17 protein-coding genes are annotated in these 25,324 nt (G+C 73.0%); 13 read left to right on the forward strand and 4 right to left on the reverse strand.

Annotated features, from left to right (window positions below; all coding sequences use genetic code 11):
• Position 1 precedes the first annotated feature (1 nt).
• From HB370_RS26270 to moeZ, 10 genes are all read left to right on the forward strand, one after another.
• Positions 2–1,486 carry a DUF3152 domain-containing protein gene (locus HB370_RS26270; protein WP_167513027.1) on the forward strand — a complete coding sequence of 495 codons (1,485 nt, stop codon included), beginning with the start codon at positions 2–4 and terminating at the stop codon, positions 1,484–1,486.
• A gap of 57 nt (positions 1,487–1,543) precedes the next feature.
• Entirely contained in the window at positions 1,544–1,639 is a 96-nt protein-coding gene (locus tag HB370_RS42720; RefSeq protein WP_342450990.1) for an Ms4533A family Cys-rich leader peptide, read from the forward strand.
• Between the two features lie 254 nt (positions 1,640–1,893).
• Complete coding sequence (locus HB370_RS26275; protein ID WP_030787885.1) at positions 1,894–3,609, forward strand: ABC transporter substrate-binding protein; 1,716 nt, start codon at positions 1,894–1,896, stop codon at positions 3,607–3,609.
• A gap of 4 nt (positions 3,610–3,613) precedes the next feature.
• Positions 3,614–4,666 (forward strand): ABC transporter permease, encoded by a 1,053-nt coding sequence (locus tag HB370_RS26280; protein ID WP_030787882.1) that lies wholly within the window; start codon positions 3,614–3,616, stop codon positions 4,664–4,666.
• Complete coding sequence (locus HB370_RS26285; protein ID WP_030787879.1) at positions 4,663–5,661, forward strand: ABC transporter permease; 999 nt, start codon at positions 4,663–4,665, stop codon at positions 5,659–5,661. Before HB370_RS26280 ends, HB370_RS26285 begins: the two co-directional genes overlap by 4 nt.
• A complete protein-coding gene (locus HB370_RS26290; RefSeq protein ID WP_030787876.1) occupies positions 5,658–7,250 on the forward strand; it encodes an ABC transporter ATP-binding protein in 1,593 nt (530 codons plus the stop codon). The genes HB370_RS26285 and HB370_RS26290 overlap by 4 nt, the downstream gene beginning before the upstream one ends.
• Before the next feature lie 233 nt (positions 7,251–7,483).
• The gene (locus tag HB370_RS26295) at positions 7,484–9,169 is read left to right on the forward strand and encodes a DUF3492 domain-containing protein (RefSeq protein WP_078637668.1); all 1,686 of its coding nucleotides are present in this window, start codon (positions 7,484–7,486) and stop codon (positions 9,167–9,169) included.
• Positions 9,170–9,864: 695 nt separating this feature from the next.
• Complete coding sequence (locus tag HB370_RS26300; RefSeq protein WP_037702523.1) at positions 9,865–11,088, forward strand: hypothetical protein; 1,224 nt, start codon at positions 9,865–9,867, stop codon at positions 11,086–11,088.
• Between the two features lie 189 nt (positions 11,089–11,277).
• On the forward strand, positions 11,278–12,237 hold the full coding sequence (locus HB370_RS26305) for an NAD-dependent epimerase/dehydratase family protein (protein WP_030787870.1): 960 nt from the start codon (positions 11,278–11,280) through the stop codon (positions 12,235–12,237).
• Between the two features lie 159 nt (positions 12,238–12,396).
• Positions 12,397–13,575 carry an adenylyltransferase/sulfurtransferase MoeZ gene (gene moeZ / locus HB370_RS26310; protein ID WP_030787866.1) on the forward strand — a complete coding sequence of 393 codons (1,179 nt, stop codon included), beginning with the start codon at positions 12,397–12,399 and terminating at the stop codon, positions 13,573–13,575.
• A gap of 101 nt (positions 13,576–13,676) precedes the next feature.
• On the opposite strand, the gene HB370_RS26315 is transcribed toward moeZ, so the two are convergent.
• A complete protein-coding gene (locus HB370_RS26315; RefSeq protein ID WP_078637667.1) occupies positions 13,677–13,877 on the reverse strand; it encodes a dehydrogenase in 201 nt (66 codons plus the stop codon).
• Between the two features lie 128 nt (positions 13,878–14,005).
• Between HB370_RS26315 and HB370_RS26320 the strand changes: the two genes are divergently transcribed.
• Entirely contained in the window at positions 14,006–14,431 is a 426-nt protein-coding gene (locus HB370_RS26320) for a hypothetical protein (RefSeq protein ID WP_030787863.1), read from the forward strand.
• 182 nt (positions 14,432–14,613) lie between these two features.
• On the opposite strand, the gene HB370_RS26325 is transcribed toward HB370_RS26320, so the two are convergent.
• The 3 genes from HB370_RS26325 to HB370_RS26335 form a co-directional block, all read right to left on the reverse strand.
• Positions 14,614–16,173, reverse strand: coding sequence for an alpha/beta hydrolase (locus HB370_RS26325; RefSeq protein WP_030787861.1), 1,560 nt, complete (start codon positions 16,171–16,173; stop codon positions 14,614–14,616).
• A gap of 134 nt (positions 16,174–16,307) precedes the next feature.
• Positions 16,308–17,852, reverse strand: a complete 1,545-nt coding sequence (locus HB370_RS26330) for an alpha/beta hydrolase (RefSeq protein ID WP_030787858.1) — start codon at positions 17,850–17,852, stop codon at positions 16,308–16,310.
• Between the two features lie 71 nt (positions 17,853–17,923).
• Positions 17,924–20,842: a lysylphosphatidylglycerol synthase domain-containing protein gene (locus HB370_RS26335; RefSeq protein ID WP_030787855.1), complete on the reverse strand. Its 2,919-nt coding sequence runs from the start codon at positions 20,840–20,842 to the stop codon at positions 17,924–17,926.
• A gap of 186 nt (positions 20,843–21,028) precedes the next feature.
• Between HB370_RS26335 and HB370_RS26340 the strand changes: the two genes are divergently transcribed.
• Both HB370_RS26340 and HB370_RS26350 read left to right on the forward strand, forming a co-directional pair.
• Positions 21,029–21,415 carry an MGMT family protein gene (locus tag HB370_RS26340; protein WP_030787851.1) on the forward strand — a complete coding sequence of 129 codons (387 nt, stop codon included), beginning with the start codon at positions 21,029–21,031 and terminating at the stop codon, positions 21,413–21,415.
• Positions 21,416–21,714: 299 nt separating this feature from the next.
• Positions 21,715–25,212, forward strand: a complete 3,498-nt coding sequence (locus tag HB370_RS26350) for an ATP-dependent DNA helicase (protein ID WP_106980742.1) — start codon at positions 21,715–21,717, stop codon at positions 25,210–25,212.
• Positions 25,213–25,324: the final 112 nt, after the last annotated feature.

Raw genomic sequence — 25,324 nt, forward strand, 5'->3', positions numbered from 1 at the left:
GGTGGGACGCCACAGCCGCCGCGGACCGGCCCCCAGGACCGAGACGACGGACATAACACCGGAACGCACCGGCAGACACGGCAACCGTGCCGACGGCGGACAGCACGCCGTCCCCGGGGCACCGGCCGACGGCATGCCCGGGCCGGGGGCTCCGGGGCGGCCCGAGGCCACTCCGGCCACGGGTGCACGCAGGCGTGCGGAGGGCGCGCCCGGGTTCCCTGCCGGTACCCCTGCGCAGGGCGCGCCCGGGTTCTCCGCGGGTGCTTCCGCGCACGGCGCGCCCGGGATCGTCGAGGGCACCCCTGCACGAGGTGTGCCGCGTTTTCCCGAGGACGGTTCCGCGCGGGGCGGGCACCCCGAGCAGCGGGAAGCCGGAGGCGGCTGGGGCGAGTTGGGCGGCCGTCCGGCCGGGGCCGGCGGGCCCGGTGTGGTGCTGCCCCGGCAGCGGCGAGGGGAGTCGCCCGGGGCGCGGCGCGGCTCCGGGGCGGGTCCCCGGCAGGAGTACCTCGAAGCGTTCGACGGCGCCGGCGACGGCCGGGGCGCCGGTCCGAGCGGTGCCGGGACCGAGAACACGGGCGGCTCCGCGTCCGGCACCGGTACCAGTACTGGCAACGGCACCGGTTCCGCGCCCCGTACAACCGGACAGCCGGCCGGGGCGCCGCAGGCGTCCGGTACCGGTGTGCCCGCACCGCGCGGCGGCAAGGGGCGGACCTTCACGGGCATCGCGGCGGCCGCCGTCACCACCGTGCTCGCGGTGATGGTCGCCGGCCAGGTGACCAAGGCGCGGGACGACGGCGACGTACGGTCGCGGTCCGCCACCGACCACGCCCACGACACCCGGACCGCCGGCGACTCGGCGCCCTCCGCCGTGCCGAGCGCGGCGCCGCTGACGTACGACCAGAAGATGAGCCGTACGTATCCGCTCGGCGCCACGCTGAGCGGACCGGGAAAGTTCGATGTCGTGCCCGGGTTCGACAAAGCGCCCGGCACCGGGCAGAAGTACCGCTACCGCGTCGATGTCGAGCAGGGTCTGGGGCTGGACGGCGCGCTGTTCGCCGAGGCCGTGCAGAAGACGCTCAACGACCCGCGCAGCTGGGCCCACGGCGGTGCCCGCACCTTCGAGCGCGTGTCCTCCGGCACGCCCGACTTCGTGATCACGCTGGCCAGCCCCGGCACCACCGCCAAGTGGTGTGCCAAGTCGGGGCTGGACACGACCGAGGACAACGTTTCCTGTGACTCGGCCGCGACCGAACGCGTCATGATCAATGCGTACCGGTGGGCTCAAGGAAGCACGACATACGGTGACCGGATCCATGCGTACCGGCAAATGTTGATCAACCATGAGGTCGGCCACCGGCTCGGCCACGGACACGTCACCTGCCAGAAGGACGGTGAACTGGCGCCGGTGATGCAGCAGCAGACCAAGTTCCTGGACCACGACGGGATCCACTGCCGGGCCAACGCCTGGCCGTATCCGGGGAGTTGACTTGCGGCGCTTATGTCACATTGACATAAGCGCGTATGGTCATCCATATTGCTGCGCATGTGGTCCCGTCATGCCGTCTCCGCTAGCGCCGCCATCGAGCTGGCGCTCATCGGCGTGACCGCACTCTGCGTGGCCGACATCCACTGTCGCTGACGCCGCCTCCCTGGCGTTCGCGTCGCGACTGTTCACCCCTTGTCTCCGTGACCGTGTCACGGATTTTCCGACGACCCGACGCCGGGACCGACGTCTGTCCGCAGTCGTCTCACTCCTCGTCCACATGTCTCACCCGTCGAGAATCCTCGCTTCACCGTCGAGAAAAACGTTGATCAACCCTTGATCGACTCTCGATCACCCCTGGATCAACTCGACCTGGTTCCGACTCGTCATCCCGAGAGGTCGTCATTCCGATGCGTCAACCGTCCGTCAGAGCGCGCCGCGTGGCAGCGGCATCCGTCAGCCTGGTCGTGGCAGCGGGCGTCGCCGCCTGCGGCCCCGAGGACGATGCCAAGAGCTCCGGTGGCGACTCCGCGCCCCACAAGGGCGGCACGCTCACGATCCTGAACTCCCAGCCGCAGAGCGACTTCGACCCCGCGCGCCTGTACACCTCCGGCGGCGGAAACGTCCCCTCACTGGTCTTCCGCACCCTCACCACCCGCAACCGCGAGAACGGCGAGGCCGGCGCGAAGGTCGTCCCGGACCTCGCCACCGACACCGGGCGCCCCAACAAGGACGCGACGGTGTGGACGTACACGTTGAAGGAGGGCCTCAAGTACGAGGACGGCACGCCGATCACCTCGGCCGACATCAAGTACGGCATCGAGCGCTCCTTCGCCCCCGAACTGTCCGGCGGCGCCCCCTATCTGCGGGACTGGCTGGCCGGCGCCGCCGACTACCAGGGGCCGTACAAGGACAAGAAGGGCCTCTCCGCGATCGAGACGCCGGACGAGCGGACCATCGTCTTCCATCTGAACAAGCCCGAGGGCGAGTTCCCGTACCTCGCCACGCAGACGCAGTTCGCCCCGGTGCCCAAGAGCAAGGACACCGGCACCAGGTACGAGTCGCACCCGGTCTCCTCCGGCCCCTACAAGGTGGTCAAGAACGAGAACGACGGCGAGCACCTCGTCCTGGAGCGCAACCCGAACTGGTCGGCGGCGACCGACGCCGAGCGCAAGGCGTACCCGGACACCATCGACGTACGCTCCGGCCTCGACTCCTCGGTGATCAACCAGCGGCTGTCCGCGTCCCAGGGAGCGGACGCCGCCGCCGTCACCACGGACACCAACCTCGGCCCCGCCGAACTCGCCAAGGTGAGCGGCGACAGGAAACTGGCCGCCCGCGTGGGCACCGGCCACTTCGGCTACACCAACTACCTCGCGTTCAACCCGAAGGTGAAGCCGTTCGACGACCCGAAGGTGCGCCAGGCGATCGCGTACGCCGTCGACCGCTCCTCCGTGGTCAACGCGGCCGGCGGCAGCGCCCTCGCCGAGCCCGCCACCACCTTCCTGCCGAACCAGAAGTCCTTCGGCTACACGCCGTACGACCCGTTCCCGGCCGGCGCCTCCGGTAACCCGGCGAAGGCCAAGGAACTGCTCGCGCAGGCCGGATACAAGGACGGCCTCACCCTCACGCTGACCCACTCCAACAGCAAGGACTTCGAGACCAGCCCGGAGATCGCCACCGCCGTCCAGGACGCGCTCAAGAAGGCCGGCATCACGGTCAGGCTCCAGGGCCTGGAGGACAACGACTACAGGGACAAGATCCACAGCGTGAAGTCCGAGCCGGGCCTCTTCCTCGCCCACTGGGGCGCGGACTGGCCGTCCGGTGGTCCCTTCCTCGCGCCCATCTTCGACGGCCGGCAGATCGTCAAGGACGGAGCGAACTTCAACACGGGCCTGCTGGACGACAAGTCGGTCAATGACGAGATTGACGCGATCAACAAGTTGACCGACCTTGACGCGGCCGCCCGCCGCTGGGGTGCACTGGACAAGAAGATCGGCGAGAAGGCCCTCGTCGTGCCGCTGTTCCACCCGGTCTACAAGCGCCTGTACGGCTCGGACGTCAAGAACATCGTCATCAGCGACTGGACCGGTGTCCTGGACGTCTCCCAGGTCGCGGTGAAGTAGCACCGTGAGCGAGGCACTTGCCGCCGTCGGGACCGCCGGGACGGACACCACCGTCCCGGCGGCCCCGGGGGCCCGTCAGTTCTGGCGGCGGCTGCGGGAGCAGCGCGCCGCCCTCGGCGCCGCCGTCGTGGTCGCGCTGCTCGTCCTGGTCGCGCTCGCCGCGCCGCTGCTCACCGCCCTGGAGGGACAGGACCCCACCACCTACCACCCCGACCTGATCGACTCCGCCCGCGGAGGCGTGCCCATCGGCTCCTTCGGCGGCGCGAGCGCCGACCACTGGCTGGGCGTCGAGCCGCAGACCGGACGCGACATGTTCGCCCGGCTGGTCTACGGCGCGCGGGTCTCCCTGGGCGTGTCGCTGGGTGCCACGCTGGTCCAGGTCCTCGTCGGCGTCGCCATGGGCGTGGCCGCCGGGCTGGGCAACCGCTGGATCGACCTGGTCCTGAGCCGGATCACCGACATCTTCCTGTCGCTCCCGCTGATGATCATGGCGCTGGCCCTGCTGGCCGTCGTACCCGACGGCTTCCCCCGGCCGGTCCTGGTCGCGCTCATCCTCGCCCTGGTCGCCGGCTGGTCCACGGCGGCGAAGACGGTGCGCGCGCAGACGCTCGCCCTGAAGAACCTCGACTACGTCTCCGCCTCCCGGCTCAGCGGCTGGAGCACCTGGCGGACCGCCGTGCGCGAACTCCTCCCGGGTCTCGCCGCACCAGTCATCACCTACGCGGCGCTGCTGGTCCCGACGAACATCAGCGCCGAGGCGGCCCTGTCCTTCCTCGGCGTCGGCGTGAAGCCGCCCACCCCCTCCTGGGGCCAGATGCTCACCAGCGCCGACGTCTGGTACCAGGCGGCCCCGCAGTACCTGCTGCTGCCCGCCCTCGCCCTGTTCGTCACCGTGTTCGCGATGACCGTCCTCGGCGACGGCGTCCGCGTCGCCCTCGACCCGCGCGCCGCCTCCCGGCTGCGCGTCGGCACCGGCCGCAAACGGGAGGCCCGCGCCCGGGCGGCCGTACCGGCCACCGCGCCGCGGACCGAGCCGAAGAAGGAGGAGGGGGCGTGAACGGCTTCCCCGGTTTCGTCCTGCGCCGGCTCGCCGGTGCCGTGGTCACCCTGTTCGTGCTCTCGGTGATCATCTACGTCGTCTTCTACGTCACCCCCGGCAACGTCGCCCAGATCACCTGCGGCCCGCGCTGCTCCCCGGCTCAGGTCCACCAGGTGGCCCAGCAGCTCCACCTCGACGACCCGCTGTACGTGCGCTACTGGCACTTCCTCCAGGGCGTCTTCGTGGGCCAGGACTACTCCACGGGCACCTCCGTGGAGCACTGCGCGGCGCCCTGCCTGGGCCAGTCGTACCAGACCGGCCGGGAGGTCACCGACATCATCTGGGCCAAGCTGCCGGTGAGCTTCTCACTGGTGCTCGGCGCGATGGTGATCTGGCTGCTGCTCGGGGTCGGCACCGGCGTGCTGTCCGCCTGGCGGCGCGGCAGGCTCTCCGAGCGCGTGCTGACCGCGGTCACCCTCGCGGGCGTCGCCACCCCCGTCTTCGTCATCGGGCTGGTCCTGATGATCGTCGTCTGCGGCGAACTCCAGCTGCTGCCCTTCCCGCAATACGTGAACTTCACCGACGATCCCGAACAGTGGGCGTGGAACCTGCTGCTGCCCTGGCTGTCCCTGGCCCTCATCGAGGCGGCCGGCTTCGCCCGGCTGACCCGGGCCTCGATGCTGGAGACGCTGGCCGAGGACCACATCCGCACCTTCCGCGCCTACGGCGTCGGCGAACGCGCGGTGATCGTCCGGCACGCGCTGCGCGGCGCGACGGCCTCCGTCATCGCGCTCAACGCGGTCACCGTCGGCTCGGCCGTCGGGGGCGCCGTCCTCACCGAGTCCCTGTTCGGCCTGCCCGGCATCGGCCAGGAACTGGTGCGCGCGGTCAAGGTCGTCGACCTGCCGGTGGTCGTCGGCATGGTCCTGGTGACCGGCTTCTTCGTGGTCCTCGCCAACGCCGTCGCGGACGTCCTGTACGCGGTGGCCGACCGACGGGTGGTGCTCGCATGAGCCTGGTGGAAGTGACGGACCTGACCGTCGAGTTCGGGGCCCTGCGCGCCGTCGACGGACTCTCCTTCAGCCTGGCGGAGGGCGCCGCCCTCGCCCTGGTCGGCGAGTCCGGCTCCGGCAAGTCCACGGTCGCGGGCGCCCTGCTGGGCCTGCACCGGGGCACCGGCGCCCGGGTCGGCGGCTCGGTCCGGGTGGCCGGCACCGACGTCCAGGCGGCCTCCGACGAGGAGCTGCGCCGGCTGCGCGGCGCCAAGGCGGCCATGGTCTTCCAGGACCCGCTGTCCTCGCTCGACCCGTACTACGCGATCGGCGACCAGATCGCCGAGGTCTACCGCGTGCACGCGCGCGTGACGCGCCGCGCCGCACGCGCGCGAGCCGTCGAGGTACTGGACCGCGTCGGCATCCCCGACGCGGCCCGGCGGGCCCGGTCCCGGCCGCACGAGTTCAGCGGCGGCATGCGCCAGCGCGCCCTCATCGCCATGGCCCTGGCCGGCGAGCCGGACCTGCTGATCGCCGACGAGCCGACCACCGCCCTCGACGTCACCGTGCAGGCCCAGATCCTCGACCTGGTGCACGCCCTGCGCGCGGAGACCGGCATGGGCCTGCTGCTCGTCACCCACGACGTGGGCGTGGCCGCCGAGAGCGTGGACGACATCCTCGTCATGCGGCACGGCAGAGCCGTCGAGCGCGGCCCGGTCGGCGCCGTCCTCGCCGCGCCCGCCGAGCCGTACACCCGCGAGCTGCTCGACGCCGTCCCGCGCGTGGACGCCCGCCGGACCGCTTCCCCGGCCACCGGCGAGGTCGTGCTGGAGGCCACCGGGGTGCGGCGCGAATTCGGGGGCAGCAAGCGGGCGTTCGCGGCCGTGGACGACATCTCGGTGACCGTCCGGCGCGGGGAGACCCTCGGCGTGGTCGGCGAGAGCGGCAGCGGCAAGACCACGCTCGGCCGCATGCTGGTCGGGCTGCTGGAGCCGACCGCCGGCGAGATCCGCTACGAGGGACGCCCGCACACCGGGGTGAACCCGGCCGTCCAGATGGTCTTCCAGGACCCCGTCTCCTCCCTCAACCCCCGCCGCAGCGTCGGCGAGTCCATCGCCGACCCCCTCCGCGCGCGGGGCGAACGCGACGAGGAGCGCATCCGGGGGCGCGTGTCGGACCTGCTGGAGCGCGTGGGGCTCGACCGGGCGCACTACGACCGCTACCCGCACGAGTTCAGCGGCGGCCAGCGCCAGCGCGTCGGCATCGCACGCGCGCTCGCCGCCGAGCCGCGCGTCCTCGTCTGCGACGAGCCGGTCTCCGCGCTCGACGTCACCACCCAGGCCCAGGTGATCGCCCTGCTCGGCGAACTCCAGCGGGAACTCGGCCTGGCGCTGGTCTTCATCGCGCACGACCTCGCCGTGGTCCGCCAGGTCAGCGACCGGGTCGCGGTGATGCGGCGGGGCCGGCTCGTCGAGTACGGGCCCGCCGACGAGGTCTACGACAGCCCGCGCGAGCCGTACACCCGGCAGCTCCTGGCCGCCGTACCCGCGCTCGACCCGGAGCTGGCGGCCCGGCGGCGCGCCGCCCGGCGTGAACCGGCGGCGGCCTAGCGCCCGGCTCCGCGCCCGCTTGATTGCCGTGACGTTTCGCGCTCGCACCGTCACCCTGTGACGCATTAGCGCGGACGAACGCGACCCGCACGCGAAAGTTACGAGCGTTCACCCCTTTTGGTGGTGCGACGGACAACCGTCCGTCGCACCACCTCCTCGTCCCCTTACGTTCATCCCGCTGCGAGCCGCCGGCCCGAAGGCGGCTCCCCAGACGGGAGACCGGGGGTGCACACATGCGCATAGGGCTGCTTACCGAAGGTGGCCATCCGTATGTGAGCGGTGACGCCTGGCTCTGGTGCGAACGGCTGGTGCGCGGACTGGAGCAGCACGAGTTCGACGTCTACGCGCTCGGCCACGGCCCGCACCAGGACGCCGACGGCCACCGCGTCCCGCTGCCGCCGCAGGTCCGCCGGGTGCGTACGGCGCCGCTGCGGACGGCCGAGGGGCCCGCGTACGGCCGGCGGGCACGCCGACGCTTCGCCGAGTGCTACGAGGAACTGGCCGGGGCGGTGTGTGCGCGCGCCGGAGCCGCCGGGGGCGTGCCCGGAGCAGAGGAGCCGGGCACGCCCGGGAGCCTGGCGGACCGTTTCGGCAGCGCGCTGTACGGACTCGCCGAACTCGCCCGCGACAAGGGCGGACTGGCCGGCGCCCTGCGCTCGGACATCGCCGTACGCGCCCTGGAGCGAGCCTGCCGCGCGCCCCGCGCGCTGTGCGCGGCGCACGAGGCGCGGGTGTCCGACCTGCTCACCATCGCCGCACACCTCGAACGCGCCCTGCGCCCCCTCTCGCTCGACTGGTACGACGACGACACCCTCGGCGCGGCCGACCTCTGCCACGCCACCACAGGCGGTCCGCCCGCCCTCTGCGGCCTGCTCGCCCGGCACTTCTGCGGGGTGCCGCTGCTCGTCACCGAGTACGCCGTCCACCTGCGCACGCACTACCTGACGTCCGGCCCGCACACCGCCGCCCCCGCCGTACGCGCCGTCCTCGCCGCCTTCCACGGCCGGCTCGCGGCCGAGGTCTACCGCGCGGCCGAACTCCTCACCGCGGGCGACGCGCACGCGCGCCGCTGGCAGGAACGGTGCGGCGCCGACCGCGCCCGGATCCGCACGGTGTACCCCGGCACGGCGGCCGAACGGTTCGCGGAGGCGGCCGAGCCGGCGCTCCGGACCGACCCGGGCACGCTGGTCTGGGCCGGGCAGGTCGACCCCGCCAAGGACCTGGAGACCCTGCTGTACGCCTTCGCCGAGGTCCGCCGGGAGGAGCCCAAGACACGCCTGCGCGTGCTGGGCACGCCGGCCGGCCCCGAGGGCGCCGCCTACCTCGGCCACTGCCGGACGCTGGCCGCGCGGCTCTTCCCGGACGCGGCGGAGGGCGACCAACCCGTCTCCTTCGAGGAGACCGGCGGCCCCGCGAAGCAGACGGGAGTGGCCGACGCGTACGCCGCCTGCGCGGTCGCCGTCCACTCCGGCGGCGCGGAGGGTTTCCCGGCCGGCCTCGTCGAGGCCATGCTCAGCGGCCGGGCCACGGTGTCGACGGACGTGGGAGCGGTCGCGGAGGTCATCGGCGGCACGGGACTGGTCGTACCACCGCACGACCCCAGGGCGCTCGCGGAGGCGTGCGTGGCGTTGCTGCGCGACCCGGAGCGCCGTGCGCGCCTTGGCGCCGCCGCGCGTGCCCGGGCACTGGAACTGTTCACCGTGGAGCGCAACACCATGGCTTTTCACGGCATCTACCTGGAGATCGCCGCACGCTGTCCGGTCCGCCGGGGCGCGCCGGACGAGCCCCGCCCCTTCGCGGCCCCCGCCGAGTCCCTCGTCCCCGGCCACTGGACCGGTCCCGAGGACCACGCCCAGCCCCGCGGTGTCCCCGCGTGGGCTGCGGACAGCACCCAGCCGTCGGTGGAGGAGGCACGATGAGAGACCCGGAGGGCCGGGGGCCCGGCCATGGAGCGGAGGGCCGGGGGCCCGGGTGCGGAGCTGACTCGGGCTCGGGCCTGACCGCCGAGTCCACCGCCGAGCCCCAGGTGAGGCGCGGCGAGCCGGGCACGCCGGCCGGCGCAACGGCGGACGACCCGGGCGACGGTGCTCCGGCGGGGAGAGGCCCCGGGGGGAGAGACCCGGCCCGGGCTGATGCTGTCCGGAGTGGCCTGGTCCGCAGTGATCCGGTCTGGGCGGGTCCGGACGGGGGCGACCTGGGCCGGAGTGAACCGGCCTGGGTGGATCCGGTGGGTTCGGACCGCCCGGGGATGCCGAGTGGCGCGGACCCGTGGGACGCGCGGTCGGGGGAGTGGGTGCCGGCGGGGGAACTGCCGGGGAGCGGACGGTCGTCGGGAGGCGGACGGTCGCCGGGGGAGCGGCTGTCCGAGGGGCCGCTGTCCGCCGGTTTGCTGTCTGCGAGGTCGCTCTCTGCGGAGTCGCTCTCTGCGGGGTCGCCGTCTGCGGGTTCGTTGCCTGCCGCGGGTCCGCTGTCCGCCGGTCGGCAGGGGTTCGGGTCCGCCTTCGGCCCGTTGGCCGGTCCGGCCGGGACGGGTCCTGGGAGCGGTCCCTCACCATCGGCGGGATTCGGCGGGCAGGTGCGGGGCGGGGGCGTTCCGTACGGATCGGGAGACCCGGTGAAAGCGCTGCTGCACCGGCACCGAGAGCTGTGCGAGCGGGCCGTGGACCCGTTGGAGATCGCCGTGGGCCTGGAGGCGCAGGGCGTCACCGACCGAACGGCCGCCCGCTGCCGCCACCGTGACGTCTTCTCGCTGGCCGAGGAACTGCACGCGCGCGTGCCGCGCGACACCGAGCGGCCCTCCCCGGAACCCCAGCCGCTGCCGGTGCCCCGCGTCCGTGCCCGCTGGCTGCTGCTCACCGTCCTGCCCGGAGCACTCGGCGCGGGCACGGTGACCGGACTGCGCCTCACCCAGGGGACCCCCCGCCTGCTGGTGGCGCTCGGCGGCCTCCTCGCCGTCGCCCTCGCCACCCGCGCGGCGCTGCGCCACAGCCCGCTCGCCGGCCCGCCCGCCAGGCGTGCGTGGCGCACCGCCCCCGCCCCCGGCGCTGGCACCGGTGCCGGTGCCGGTGCCAGCAAGGGGCGTACCGTTCCCGACGCACGCCCGGCGCGCACCGCGCAGCCCGATGCGCGCGCCGAGCGCATCGCTCCCGGCACTCACGCGGGGCGCACAACCCTCGGCACGCGCGTCTGGACGCTCTGGCTCCTCGGGTACGCCCTGCTCGGCGACGGCCTCCTGCACGCCGTCCTGACGGGCGGCCCCGACACCCCGCCCGCCGGCTCCCCGGAAGGCCCCTGGCCCACGGCCACCGCGCCCGCCCTGGCCCTTCTGCTGGCCTGCGCCCCCGCGGCCTGGTGTGCCCACCTCCTCGCCGTCGGCGCCCACCGCGGGCTCACCGGCAGCCGGACCCTGAGGCAGTTCACGGCCGCCGTCACACCCCCGCTGCTCGGCGCGTACGCCCTCTTCCTGGCCGCCCTGGCCGCACTGCTCGCGCTGTGCGGCACCGCCCTGCACCAGCCCGCGGCCTACCCGCAGGCCCTCACCCTGGGCGCCCTGCTGCTGTCCGCCCGCCTGCTCACCACGCACCGCCACCGGCGCGTCCCCGCCCGCGCGCTGGGGGCCGCCGTGCTCGCGGAGGCGCTCGCGCTGGCGTTGCCGACGGCCGGCCGGCTGCCCGGCTGCGCCTTCCTGGCGGCCCCCGTACAGACCCTCGTGGACGTCGGGGGCGAGGCCGCCGTACCGGTCCTCGCCTGCGGCACCGCGGCGCTGGCCCTGCTGTGGCACGCCGGCCGCACCCTCACCCGGGCCTCGGCCCACGCTCCCACGGGAGCACCCGAGTAGATCTCCCGCCCGCCGGCCCGACCCACTCGCCGCAGGCATTTCGCACCATCCCTCTGAAGGAGAACACCAGATGACCACCTCCCGACCCGGAGCGTCCGGAGCCACCGGAACCGCCGGAGCGTCCGGAGCAGCCGCACGAGCCGTCGACACGGCCGGTACCACCGGCGCGCACACCCCGGGAGCCGCCCGATGAGGGTCCTGCTGATCGGAGCCAACGGTTTCATCGGCCGCTTCGTCGCCGACCGCCTGCTCGCCGACCCGGCCGTCCAGCTCACCGCGCTCGGGCGCGGCGACGACGCCGACGTCCGCTTCGACCTCGCCACCGGCAGCCCGGGCGCGCTCACCCGCTTCCTGGACGCGGTCCACCCCGGAGTCGTCATCAACTGCGCCGGCGCGACCCGCGGCGGCGCCCGCGAACTCACCCGGCACAACACCGTGGCCGTGGCCACCGTCTGCGAGGCGCTGCGCCGCAGCGGCTGCGGCGCCCGCCTGGTGCAGATCGGCTGCGGCTCCGAGTACGGGCCCAGCCAGCCCGGCTCCTCCACGCCCGAGGACGCCGTACCGCGCCCCGGGGGCCCCTACGGCGTCAGCAAGCTCGCCGCGACCGAACTGGTCCTCGGCTCCGGCCTGGACGCGGTCGTCCTGCGCGTCTTCTCGCCGGCCGGGCCCGGTACCCCGGCCGGCTCCCCGCTCGGCCGGCTCGCCGAGGCCATGCGCCGCGCCATGCAGTCCGGCGACGGCGAGCTCAAACTCGGCGGGCTCGGCGTGCAGCGGGACTTCGTCGACGTACGCGATGTCGCCCGGGCCGTGCACGCCGCCTCGCTCTCCGCCGCGCAGGGCGTGATCAACATCGGCTCCGGCCGCGCCGTCCGCCTCAGGGACGCCGCCGCCGTGCTCGCGCGCGTGGCCGGATACGGCGGTGCCCTCCACGAACTGGACGCCCCGCCCGGGCCGCTGCGCACCGCCCTCGGGCACCCCCGCGCCGAAGCCGACCACGCGCCCCCGGTGGCCTACCCCTATCCCGACGGCTGCGGCAGCTGGCAGCAGGCAGACGTACGCACCGCCCGCGACCGCCTCGGCTGGCGGCCCCGCATCAACCTCGAGGAGTCCCTGGCCGACATCTGGATGGAAGCGGCCTGCCGCATCTGACCACGGCCGGCGCCCCGGCGGACCGGCCCCCGGGGGACGGTGCCCGGCTGCTGGGACGAATCCGTCTCGCGCCTCGGAACGGGTGTCTCGGAATGAAGAAGGGCGTGGCAGTGTTACGGAGAGAACAACTGTAGTGATTGACCGACCAACGGAGTCCCCGTGTCGCTGCCACCCCTGGTCGAGCCGGCTTCCGAGCTCACCGTAGACGAGGTTCGCAGGTACTCCCGCCACCTGATCATCCCCGATGTGGGCATGGACGGGCAGAAGCGGCTGAAGAACGCCAAGGTGCTCTGCGTGGGCGCCGGCGGCCTGGGCTCGCCGGCGCTGATGTACCTGGCCGCCGCGGGCGTGGGCACCCTCGGCATCGTGGAGTTCGACGAGGTCGACGAGTCGAACCTGCAGCGCCAGATCATCCACAGCCAGTCCGACATCGGCCGCTCCAAGGCCGAGTCGGCCCGTGACACCGTCAAGGGCATCAACCCGTACGTGAACGTGATCCTTCACGAGGAGCGGCTCGAAGCCGACAACGTGATGGACATCTTCAGCCAGTACGACCTGATCATCGACGGCACGGACAACTTCGCGACCCGCTACCTGGTCAACGACGCGTGTGTGCTGCTGAACAAGCCGTACGTGTGGGGCTCGATCTACCGTTTCGACGGCCAGGCGTCCGTCTTCTGGTCCGAGCACGGTCCCTGCTACCGCTGCCTGTACCCGGAGCCGCCGCCCCCCGGCATGGTCCCCTCCTGCGCCGAGGGCGGCGTGCTGGGCGTGCTGTGCGCGTCCATCGGCTCCATCCAGGTCAACGAGGCGATCAAGCTCCTCGCCGGCATCGGTGACCCGCTGGTCGGCCGCCTGATGATCTACGACGCCCTGGAGATGCAGTACCGCCAGGTCAAGGTCCGCAAGGACCCGAACTGCGCGGTCTGCGGCGAGAACCCGACCGTCACCGAGCTGATCGACTACGAGGCCTTCTGCGGCGTCGTCTCCGAGGAGGCCCAGGCGGCGGCGATCGACTCCACGATCACTCCCAAGCAGCTCAAGGAGTGGATCGACGACGGCGAGAACATCCAGATCATCGACGTCCGCGAGCCGAACGAGTTCGAGATCGTCTCCATCCCGGGCGCCACGCTGATCCCGAAGAACGAGTTCCTCATGGGCACGGCCCTGGAGCGCCTCCCGCAGGACAAGAAGATCGTCTTGAACTGCAAGACGGGTGTCCGCAGTGCGGAAGTCCTCGCGGTCCTGAAGTCCGCCGGCTTCGCCGACGCGGTCCACGTCGGCGGCGGCGTCATCGGCTGGGTCAACCAGATCGAACCCCACAAGCCGGTCTACTGATCACGGGTCTCGCCCACCAGCGAGGCTGAGGAAGCCCACGGCTCCGAGCTACTCGGAGCCGTGGGCTTCTGCCGTTGCCGGTCGGCGCGGGCCGACCGAGGTCATCGGAACAGCTTCGGGAAGGGGCAGATCTCCAGCGGCTCATCCGGCCGGTCGGCCCAGCGCCACCAGACGTGCTGCCCGACACACCGCCACAACGTCCGGCAGCCCCGCCGGCCACCATCCTCCCGCCCCGAAAGCACGAAGCCACCGAACCGCATGGGCTGACCACACTCGGGACATGCGGGGGTCTCGTCGGTCATGGGGAGCACCGTAACGAAGTGTCTATGTCAGTCACGGGACGACGTACGTCCTGGCCGTACATGACCCCTTTACCGGCCTGACCCGGCACTTCGAGCCCTCTTCCCCGTAGGAGAAAGTGTAGGAATTCATGACGGTGATCGAGCGGCTTTGGCTGACGTATGAACTTCCTGCGGTGGACGGGCTTTATTTCGCCGATGGCAGGGCGTATGAGGTGTCGGCTTCCCGAGCAGAGCGGGTATTGCGTATCAATGAGGCACTCGACGTCGAACAGCTGCTGTCAGAAGAGCCGGACCTCGTGGCTTGTGTCGACGGACTGAGTACTCACGAGCTGGGCGACGGTGACGTTTTGTGGGCAGGGGAAGGCTGTTACGGCTCGGACGGCTTCTTCGGCCGGGTGCGATCCGACCGCGGCCTTGTATGGGCGGTCTTCCTGGAGGAGGCCGATCCGTTCCGCACCATCCAAGTGTCAGGTCGGCAAGCCACCTTCACGTCGACGTCCGGTACGGTCATCACCGTCGACATTGACGATCCGTCGACGACCGGGACCGCGTGAGCCCCCCCCGGCGGGCGGCGGACCATGAGCCGTCTGGAGCGGGTGACGATAATCGAACTCGCGCTCCCAGCTCAGGAGGCCATCCCGGCCTCACTCTCCGGACGTACACGCGTATCGCCCTGGTCCGCGATTCGGGTCACCGTCGGTCAGGCTGGACGAGGCGGTAGTCGGTGCGTATGGCGTTATGAGCAGACCTTGTTGTCCTTCGGCACCGTTCCCTTCAGCAGGTAGGTGTTCACCGTCGCGTCGACGCAAGCGCTGCCGCTGCCGTACGCTCCGTGGCCCTCGCCCTTCCAGGTGAGTTGGATGCCTACTCCGCGGCCCAGTTCGTCGGCCATTCTGCGGGTGCCCTCGTAGGGGGTGGCCGGGTCGCCGGTGTTGCCGATCAGCAGGATGGGGGCCGCGCCCGGGGCGGTGACCTCAGGGGTGTCGTACTGGCCCGGCACCGGCCAGTCGTGGCACCAGCCCGCCGTGTCCCAGCCGAGGTAGGCACCGAACACCGGGGAGATCCGCTCGAACCGGGCCAGCCGGCGCTTCGTCTCGGCGCGGGTCGGCCGCTGCTTGTCGTCCAGGCATGAGATCACCCGCTGGGCGTGGGAGGTGGTGCCGTACCGCCCGGAGGCGTCCCGCTCGTTGTACTCGTCGGCGAGCGCGAGCAGTGGTGAACCGTCGCCCTGCCGCGCCGACTTGAGCGCGCTGGTCAGTCTGGGCCAGCTCGACTCGCTGTACAGCGGGAGGATGATCCCGGTGGTCGCGAGGGTCTGGGTCAGTTTCCGTCCGGACGAGGCCGGCAGCGGCTCGGCGTCGAGCCGCCTCAGCAGGCCGGCTATCTCCCGTGAACCCCGCACCGGGTCCTGGCCGGTGGACTTCAGGTAGTCGTCCAGGGCCCGCTGGAAGCCACGGGCCTGGTTCTCGGCGTGGCCCACCATGTCCGCGGCCGGGTCGACCACCGCGTCCAGCACCAGTCGGCCCACCCGCTCGGGGAACAGGTGGGCGTAGACGCCGCCGAGTTCCGTGCCGTAGGACATGCCGAAGTAGTGGAGTCTGTCGTCGCCGAGGACCTGGCGCATCAGGTCCATGTCGCGTGCCGTGTCGGTGGTGGACACATGGGCCAGCAGCGGGCCGGCGGCCTTCTGGCAGCCCTTGCCGAAGTCGGCGGCGTCCCGGAAGTACGCCTGCTCCTCGGCCGGGGTGTCCGGCGTGGCGTCGACGGCCTCGGCGGCCTGTATCTTTCGGTCGTCGCGGCAGCGCACGCCCGCGCTCGCGCCCACGCCACGCGGATCCCAGCTCACCAGGTCGTAACGCTCGTGGAGTTCGGAGACGGCGGAGGCGAAGTACGGCATCGCCGTCACACCCGAGCCGCCGGGGCCGCCGAAGTTGAACAGCAGCGAGCCGATGCGGTCGCCGCCGGTCGCCCGGGAACGGATGAGGGCGACACCGATCGTCTTGCCGTCCGGGTCGGACCAGTCCAGCGGCACCTTGAGCGTCGCGCACCGCCAGGCGCCACCCGGCGCGGGGGAGTTCCCGGTGGCCTCGCACCGCTGCCAGTCGAGCCGCTGGGAGGTGAGCGAGGCGGGCAGGGCCGTGGCGGACGGCGCGGCCGGGGAACCCGGCGCCGACGGGGCAGCGGATCCCGTCCCCTTGCCCTCGTCGCCCTTGTCGTCCCCGCCGGACGAGCCGCCGCAGCCGGCCAGCAGCAGTCCGGCCGCCACCGCGGCCGTCCACCGTGGAAATCGCGTCATGCGTACCCCCCGCAACAGGCCCGCCGCGTCGTGCCGCGCCGGGCGTCCAAGCCATGGTAGGCGTCTTCGGCCCGGCCCGTGAGGGCCTGTGGATAACTCTCTGACCTGCGGTTTAGCGCCGATTTGCGAGCGTGTCAGGAACAGACCAGGCCTGCTTTCGGCACCTTTCCGTCCAGCAGGTAGCCGTTCACCGCGCGCTGCACGCACTTGTTCTTGCTGTCGTAGGCCCCGTGTCCCTGGCCCTTGTACGTCAGCTCGACGCCGACGCCCTTGCCGAGCGCGTTCACCATCTTCTTCGCGCCCTCGTACGGGGTGGCCGGGTCGCCGGTGTTGCCGACGACGAGGATGGGCGCCGACCCTCGCGCGCTCACGTCGGGATGGTCGGCGGCGCCGGGCACCGCCCAGTCCGTACAGCTGATCATGCCCCAGGCCAGGTAGTCACCGAACAGCTCGGAGGCGGCACGGAACCGCGGGAGCCGCCGCTGGACGTAGTCCACGGTGTACCGCGCCTTGTCGTCGGAGCAGTTGATGGCGGCGTTCGCCGCGGTCAGGTTGCTGTACTCCCCGTTCTCGCTGCGGCCGTTCATCGAGTCGGACAGGAGCATGAGGATCCTGCCGTCGCCGTCGTAGGCCTCCTCCAGCCCCTCGGTCAGGAACTCCCAGAAGTCCTTCGAATACAGGGATTGCGCGATGCCGTTGGTGGCGGCGGTCTGGGTCAGCTCGCGCGGGGAGATGCCCGGGATGGGCTTCTTCTCCAGGTCGGCGAGCAGTTTCGCAATGCGCTCCTTCACCTCCTGCGGGGTGTCGCCGATCGGGCATTCCGTGGTCTTGGAGGTGCAGTCCTTCGCGAAGTTGTCCAGGGCGAGCTGGAAGCCCTTCGCCTGGCCCAGGGCGCCCTGTTCGGCGTTCTGGGTGGGGTCCACGACGGCGTCGAAGACGGCCCGGCCGACGTTCTTGGGGAACAGGTGGGCGTAGACGCCGCCGAGTTCGGTGCCGTAGGAGATGCCGAAGTAGTGCAGTTTCCGGTCGCCGAGGACCTGGCGCATCAGGTCCATGTCGCGGGCCGCTTCGGTGGTGCGTACATGCGGCAGGATCTTGCCGGAGTTCTTCTCGCAGGCCGCGTTGAACTGCCGGGTGCGCCGCAGCAGCTCGGTGCGTTCGGCGCCGTCGTCCGGGGTGGCGTCCTGCTGGAAGAACTCGTCCAGCCGGGCGTCGCTCTCGCACTTGACCGGAGCGCTGCGGCCGACTCCGCGAGGGTCGAAGCTGACCAGGTCGTAGCGGGTGTTCAGGGTCGCGTAGTCGGGGCCGAACGCGGGCAGCGTGGTGACGCCGCTGCCGCCCGGGCCGCCGAAGTTGAACACCAGCGAGCCGATCCGGCGGTCCTCGGGGCCGCCGGCCCGGGCGCGGATCAGGGCGATGCCGATCGTCTTGCCCCCGGGCTCGGACCAGTCCAGCGGCGCCTTCATGGTGGCGCACTCCCACTCGGTGCCGTTCGGCAGTGGCGAGGGGGCGCTGCCGCCGCCCTCCGCCTCGGACGGGGCCGGGCAGTCCTGCCAGTCCAGCCGCTGGTGGGTGAGGTCCCCGTCCTCGGAGTCGCCGCCGCAGCCGGTGAGCGCGGCGAAGAGCAGCACAGCGGAGGTGGTCAGCGCGGTGGCGCGCGGCCGGGAGGGGTTCGCCATGCTCCCCATCGTGAGCGTGCGCACGCAGGCTCGCGCGGGGCGCGGGCCGTCCGGGCTACATCACCGCGCGCTCAGAGCGCTCCCTTGCGGGTGAGGTGGTTGAAGGCCAGCCAGCCCGGCAGCACCGGCAGCCACAGGGTCAGCAGCCGGAACAGCAGGACGGCCGGGGCGGCGACCTCCTTGGGCAGGCCCACGGCGATCAGACCGACCGTCAGGGTCGCCTCGACCGCGCCGACGCCACCGGGGGTGGGCGCCGCGGAACCGAGCGCGTTGCCGGCGAGGAAGACCACGGCCACGCTGGCGATGCTCAGCGACACCGAGCCGTCGCCGAAGGCCCGGATGGAGGCGTCCAGGCACATCACGAAGCAGGCGGTCAGCAGCAGCATGCCGCCGATGCCGGTGATGAGCTTCTGGGGCCGCTGGAGCACGTCGAGCATGCGCGGGACGACACCGGCGAACAGCGACCTCACGCGCGTGACGACGAATTTCCGCAGGAACGGCACCGACGTGACCACGAGGACCAGGACGGCCACGGTCAGCAGGCCCGCGATGACCGTACGGGACGGCGACAGCGACGGCGTCTTCTCGGTACCGGTGAGATAGCCGAAGGACAGCAGCATCAGGATGTGGCAGCCGAGCCCGAACAGCTGCGAGGCGCCGACACTCGCCACCGCGAGCCCCGGGCGCACGCCCGCGCGCTGGAGGAACCGCGTGTTGAGCGCCACCCCGCCGACCGCGGCCGGTGCCACGATCTTCACGAACGATCCGGCGACCTGCGCCGCCACGGTCCGCGGGAACGGCACCCGCTCCGGTACGAACCCCAGCAGCGCCATCGCCGCGGCGACATAACTGAGCGCGGAGAACAGCACCGCGGCGGCCACCCAGCCCCACTGGGCCTGCGCGAACAGCGTGCCGAACTCGATGTGGGTCAGCTGCGTCAGCAGGTAGTACGCGCCGATCGCGCCGGCGATGAAACTGATCAGCGTGCGCGGCCGGATCCGCTCCAGGCGGGCCGGTTCCACGGGTGCCTGCGGCCTGATCCGCAACACCTGGTGCCGGATCTGGGTGAGCAGGTCCTCCTCGCGGGCCTCCTCCAGGGCCTCGTCGATGGCGCGCTTCTCCGCGCGCTGCTCGGCGCGTACGGCCTTCTTGTCGGGCTTTCCGGCGGCGGTCCCGGCCGTGTCGGACGCCTCTTCCATACGGGCCAGCTTGGCCTGACGGGAGGCTTCCAGCACCGCCTCGCGCTCGCGCTGGGCCCGTTCCCGGGCCAGCCGGCGCAGCGTCGCGCGCGTGGAGCGCGTCAGCGCGATCGGCTGGAGCATCGGCAGGCAGTCGGCGACCGCGTCCGGCCCGAGCACGCCGACCGCCGAGGCCACGGCGCGCTCGGCGCCGACCCGCAGGCCGAGCGTGGTGACCAGCTGGGCGACGTCCATGCGCAGCAGCAGTTCCCCGGCCGCGATCTCGCCGCCGCGCAGATCGGTGAGGATCACCCTGCCGGAACGATCCACCAGAATCGCGTCACCGGCCAGCCTGCGGTGCGCGATGCGCCGGGACTGCAGCGCCCGCACCTGGTGCCAGGTGTTGCGCAGCAGCTCGTCGGTGATCTCCTCGTCGGCCAGCGAGTCCAGGGTGCGGCCCCCGGTGTGCTCGTAGACGAGCATCACCGCGTCGGGGCCGAGTTCGGAGGTGGCGATCAGCTTCGGCGCGTTGGCGCCGGCCGCGATCGCCGCGTACGCCAGCAGCGCCTCCTGCTCCAGCGCTTGGCGCAGCGACTGGAGGCTGGAGCGGGTCGCGAAGCCGCGCAGGGTCAGGTTGCGCCAGGCGCGGTAGAAGAATCCCTGTGCCTGCTGTTCCCGGTCGACGACCGTGACGTCCAGCGGCGGGCCGTCCTCCAGGGTGACGAAGTAGCGCCGGCCCCGGTCGCCGCTCTCGGACTCCGAGGTGTCCTCCCGGGAGGCGCTGACGGGGCGGAAACCGACGTGCCTGAGGCCCGCCATCAGGGTCTGGCCGGTGGGGCGGACGTTGGGGGAGCCGACCGCGTAGAGGGTGCCGTAGGCGACGGACCAGCCGATCAGCACGGTGAGGATGATCGAGAAGGGGGTCGTGTAGCCCGTGACCAGCATCGAGAACGCGTCGAGCAGCAGCACGATCCACAGCACCGCGCGCCATCTGGGTCTGCGGGACATGCCGACGGCCGTCATATAGGCGATCACGGGCGCCAGATAGCCGTGCACCGGGTCGGTCAGGGCGTGGATGTCCCCCGGCGAGGGCTGGGTGAGCGCCTCCTGGATCGAGTCGGGGGCGGCCCGGGCGACCCACAGATCGGTGGCGAGTGTCACTCCGTGGGCCAGGACGGCGGCCAGGACGCCGTCGGCGATGCGCAGCCCGTCCCGTTTGATCAGCCGTTCGATGGCGAAGGCGACGGGTACCAGCAGGATCGCGATGCTGGACGCCAGCCCCGCGATCTTGATCAGCAGGTCCGGGGCCTGCCCGGTGCCCTTGTTGATGTCCTGTTCGAAGCCCGAGGTGGTGCCGTGCGCGAACGCGGCGATCGCGAGGAGCACCACGATGGCCAGGACGCCCACCAGGAGCCGCATGAGGTCGGAGGGGCGGTGCACGCGCGCGGGGAGCAGCGGTTCGTCGACCGCCACCCGCTCGGCGTGTGGGTCGTCGTCCGGCAGGGGAGCCGGGGGAGTGTTCTCCGTGCCGGGCGTCCTCTCGGGGGCCGCGTCGTCGTCACGCGCGCGCGTGACGTCGTCATCGCGTGCGTCGTCGTCGCGTGTTCCGTCGTCCTCACGCGCGCCGTGGTCCCCGGACGGACCGGTGTCCTCGGCCGCGCTGTCCCCCTCACGTACGGCGTCGTTCTCGGGCGGACCGGTGTCCTCGCGCCGCGCGCCGGTGCCGGTCTCGCCCGTGCGGGAGGCGTCCGGGTGCGCGGAGGCGTCAGGGGTCCCCGCCGCTCTGTCGGGGTGCGCGCCCTGCTCGTTCATGGTCTCTTCTTGGTCTCGTATCACCAGTCACCGCCCGCACGATGGTGGCATGCCCCACCGACACACCGGGGCATCAGGGTGCGGATGCGCGGGCGCACAGTCTGCCCGAAGCGCCGCCCGGGGGCGAGGGCGCCGGGCGCTCCGCACCCCGCCGGGATGCCGGAGCGGTGCGGCAGGATGGGGTGGATGAGCGAGCAGAGCCCTCCCGAAGAGGCCCGCGCCGGGCACCCGGACGCGCTGCCGGAGTACGCCGAGCGGGTCCTGGAGGTCGCCGAGCGGATCCCGCCGGGCCGGGTCATGACCTACGGCGATGTCGCCGAGTGGCTGGAGGAGGGCGGCCCACGCCAGGTCGGCCGGGTGATGGCCCTCTACGGGGGCGCCGTTCCGTGGTGGCGGGTCGTACGGGCCGACGGCGCACTGCTGCCCGGACACGAGCTGCGCGCGCTGGCGCACTACCGCGCGGAGGGCACCCCGCTGAAGCAGGCGGGCCGGACCGCACAGGGTCATCTGCCGCGGCTCGACATGCGACGGGCCCGCTGGGACGGCGGTGCGGACGCGGAGGGTCACACCTGACAGCTTCCGCCATCGGACGCCGCCAAGGCAGACCCGTGGCCCGTTCGGGTGACATCGGGGACGTCCGTGGCATGCCGTACGTTCGTGAGGGGTGGGATACGCGTGGCCCGAGCGTCCGGCGGGATGACCCGAGCACCCGGCCGGATGCCCCGAGCGCCCGACGGGACGGATCGGAAGCTCTGCTTCCGCCCGGAGCGGCGGCGTAGCGTCGGCGGCACGTGTCCCCCTCACCCCGCGGTCACCGCCTCGCGCGCGTGACCGCCCGCCCGCCAGCACAACCACCAGGACCGGCCGATCACGTGAGCTCCTCTTCGTCCACCAGGCGCCTGTCGCACCCCTCGGCGCGACAGGGGAGACGTGGCGCCTACCGACTGGTCCGTACCCCGCCGCCCGTCGCGGATCCCCCTCGTCTGGACGCGGCGCAGCGCGCCGTGGTTGACCACCGCGGCGGCCCGCTGCTCGTCCTGGCCGGCCCCGGCACCGGCAAGACCACCACCCTCGTGGAGTCCGTGGCCGCCCGGATCGCCCGGGGTGGCGACCCCGCGCGGATCCTGGTGCTCACGTTCAGCCGCAAGGCAGCCGTCGACCTGCGCGACCGCATGGCCCTGCGCATGGGCGCCGCCCGCGCGCCCAGGGCGACCACGTTCCACTCCTACTGCTACGCCCTGGTCCGCGCCCACCAGGACAGCGACCGGTTCACCACGCCGCTGCGCCTGCTGTCCGGCCCCGAGCAGGACGTCACCGTCCGCGAGCTGCTCGCCGGCCAGCCGGAACTGGAACGGCTCGGCCTGACCCATGTGCGCTGGCCGGACGAACTGCGCGCCTGCCTGACCACGCGGGGCTTCGCCGACGAGGTCCGCGCCGTCCTCGCCCGCACCCGCGAGCTGGGCCTCGGCCCGGAGGCCCTGGACGCCTTCGCGGGCCGCATCGGCCGCCCCGACTGGCGGGCCGCCGCCGCGTTCCTCGCCGAGTACCTCGACACCCTCGACCTCCAGGGCGTGATCGACTACGCGGAACTGGTCCACCGCGCGGTCCTGCTCGCCCGGCACCCGGAGACCGCCGCCCGGCTCGCGGCCCAGTACGACGCCGTGTACGTCGACGAGTACCAGGACACCGACCCCGCCCAGGTCCGGCTCCTGCACGCCCTGGCCGGCCAGGGGCGCACCCTGGTCGCCTTCGGCGACCCCGACCAGTCGATCTACGCCTTCCGGGGCGCCGACGTGAACGGCATCCTCGACTTCCCGGCCGCCTTCCCGCGCGCGGACGGCCGTCCCGCCCCCGTCGAGGTACTGCGCACCGCCCGCCGCTCCGGCGCCGCCCTGCTGGCCGCCACCCGCCTGATCACCCGGCGCATGCCGCTGACCCGGCTGCCCGCGGACAAGGTGCGCGCCCACCGCGACCCGGCCCCCGTACGGGAGGGCGGCCGGGTCGAGGTCCACACGTACCCGACGGCCGGCGCCGAACTGGACAACATCGCCGACATCCTGCGCCGCGCGCACCTGGAGGACGGCGTCCCCTGGAGCGACATGGCCGTCCTGGTACGCGCCGGTTCCCGCACCCTGCCGAGCCTCCGCCGCGCCCTCACCGCGGCCGGTGTCCCCGTGGACATCGACGGTGACGACCTGCCGCTGCGGCACGAGCCGGCGGTGGCACCGCTGCTCACGGCCCTGCGCGCGGTCGCCACGGCGGAGGCGCGGCAGCGCACGGAGCGGCCAGCCGGTGGCTCGGAGGCGGGCGGGGGTACCGGGGAGGACGAGCGTACGGACGAGAGCGCGTCATCTGGCCACGGAACCGCGCGTACGGACGAGAGCGCGTCGTCCACCCGGCAAACCGCGCGTACGGGGGAGAGCGCGTCGTCCACCGAGGAGGCCGGACGCACCGCCGGGCAGGGCACCGACGCCGCCGTACCGGCCCCGGACACCCCCTGGCTCGACACCGAGACCGCCCTCACCCTGCTCACCTCCCCGCTCGGCGGCATGGACGCGGCAGATCTGCGCCGCCTCGGCCGGGCCCTGCGCGAGGAGGAGCGCGCCGCCGGGAACCCGCTGCCGCCGCCCTCCGACGAGCTGCTCACGCGGGCGCTCGCCGAGCCCGAGCGGCTGACCGTGCACGACCCGGCGTACGCGCGCGGGGCGCAGCGCCTCGGCGCGCTGCTGCGCAAGGCCCGGGAGCGCCTCGCGGGCGGCGGCACCGCCGAGGAGGCGCTGTGGGACCTGTGGGAGGGCACACCGTGGCCCGGGCGCCTGGAACGGGCCGCCCGGCGCGGCGGCGCGGCCGGCCGGAACGCCGACCGGGACCTGGACGCCGTATGCGCGCTGTTCGCCACCGCCGCGCGCGCGGAGGAGCGCACCGGCGGCCGGGGCGCCCTGAACTTCCTGGCGGAGATCGAGGCCGAGGACATCGCCGCCGACACGCTCACGCGCCGCGCGATACGCCCCGACGCCGTCCGCGTGATGACCGCGCACCGCTCCAAGGGCCTGGAGTGGCGGCTGGTCGTCGTCGCCGGCGTCCAGGAGGGGCTGTGGCCCGACCTGCGGCGCCGCGGCTCGCTGCTGGAAGCCGACCGCATCGGCCGCGACGGCCTCGCCGAGCCGCTGCCCCCGGGCGCGCTGCTCGCCGAGGAACGCCGGCTGTTCTACGTCGCCGCCACGCGCGCGCGTGACCGGCTCGTCGTCACCGCCGTGAAGGCCCCGGCCGACGACGGCGACCAGCCGTCCAGGTTCCTGACCGAGCTGGGCGTCGAGCCCAAGGACGTCACCGGGCGCCCCCGCCGCCCGCTGTCCGTCGCCGCGCTCGTCGCCGAGCTGCGCGCCACCACGGTCGACCCGCGCGTGTCCGCCGCGCTGCGCGAGGCCGCCGCCCGCCGCCTGGCCCGGCTCGCCGCGCTCGCCGACGAGGACGGCCGTCCGCTGGTGCCGTCCGCTCACCCCTACCGCTGGTGGGGCATGTACGAGCCGACCGAGAGCAAGGTGCCGCTGCGCCACCGGGACCAGCCCGTGGTGCTCTCCGGCAGCGCCCTCGACCAGCTCGCCAACACCTGCGCGCTCCAGTGGTTCCTGGGCCGCGAGGTGAAGGCCGACGCCCCCGCCACCACCGCGCAGGGCTTCGGCAATGTCATGCACGTCCTCGCCGACGAGGTCGCCTCCGGCCGTACCCCCGCCGACCTCGACGTCCTCATGGAGCGCCTGGACTCGGTGTGGAACGCGCTCGCCTTCGACGCGCCCTGGAAGTCGCGGCAGGAGAAGGAGAACGCGCGCGTGGCGCTCGAACGCTTCCTGAACTGGCATGTGCTGGACCGGGCCGGCCGTACCCCGGTGGCCAGCGAGCAGGACTTCGACGTCACCCTCGAAGCGGGCGACTACCAGGTCCGCATCCGCGGCCAGATGGACCGCGTGGAGAAGGACGCCGCGGGCCGGGCCTACGTCGTCGACTTCAAGACCGGCAAGCAGGCGCCCACCGCGCGCGAGGTGGAGCGCCACCCCCAGCTCGCCGTGTACCAGCTCGCCATCCGGGAAGGCGCCGTCGACACCGCCTTCGACGGCGCCCGCCCCGAACCGGGCGGTGCCGAACTGGTCCACCTCCGCCAGGGCGCCGCCAAGCGCGACGGGGGCGACAGCCTGCCCAAGGTCCAGACGCAGGAGCCGACGGCGCAGGAGTGGGTCGGCGAGCTGCTGGCCACGGCTGCCGGCAAGGTCCTCGACGAGCGGTTCACCCCCAGCGCCGGCCAGCACTGCGCACACTGCGCCTTCCGCGCCTCGTGCAGCGCGCGTCCGGAGGGCCGGCACGTCGTGGAGTGAGTCCCCGCGGCACGCGTGACGTACCCCACCACCCACGCTGACCTGCGTTTCTTCCATCCCGGGCGACCGATCCGTGCCCGATTGTCAGTGCCCGCCGCTAGCCTCTTTCGAC

It is taken from the genome of Streptomyces sp. DSM 40868 (assembly GCF_011820545.1).
GTDB lineage: Bacteria > Actinomycetota > Actinomycetes > Streptomycetales > Streptomycetaceae > Streptomyces > Streptomyces eurythermus.